Raw genomic sequence first — 540 nt, forward strand, 5'->3', positions numbered from 1 at the left:
GAAATATTCTTGTTTGAGGCGTAATTCTTTTCCTGAATAGGTTGAGTCATTAGGGTACAGAACTCGTGAGACGTTTTCAGACTCATTTTTTTTCTTAACGGCGGAGTAATACTCCCCATCATTGAAAATTTGTAGATCAAATTCGTCACTGGCTTTAGCACTCCACAATCGTAATGTGTTTGTTGCTTCGGTTTTATAGCCAGGAATAATTTGATCGTAAGCGACAGCAATAATATCGTTAGTTTTTATCCATTGCTGGCACCCATCCTCTTCAATAACATGACCTTCAAATTGTATTTGATAACGGCTTTCTGTACGTGGAAACTCCCAAGGATTACCATGTGCTAGCCAGTCATCAGGACATTCGATTTGTTGACCGTTACGTATGGTTTGTCGGAACATGCCATATTCGTAGCGTATACCATAACCACAGCCAGGTAGGTTCATGGTTGCTAGAGAATCTAAAAAACACGCAGCAAGTCGCCCTAGGCCTCCATTGCCGAGGCCGGGATCTGTTTCTTGCTCTAATAATTGTTCAAA

1 protein-coding gene is annotated in these 540 nt (G+C 41.3%); it reads right to left on the reverse strand.

The window, feature by feature from the left end; translation table 11 throughout:
* On the reverse strand, window positions 1–540 hold a 540-nt coding region (locus tag ABN217_RS20200; RefSeq protein ID WP_349459996.1), incomplete at both ends, for a glycogen/starch/alpha-glucan phosphorylase.

Source organism: Proteus sp. fly-1067 (assembly GCF_040139345.1).
Taxonomy (GTDB): domain Bacteria; phylum Pseudomonadota; class Gammaproteobacteria; order Enterobacterales; family Enterobacteriaceae; genus Proteus; species Proteus vulgaris_B.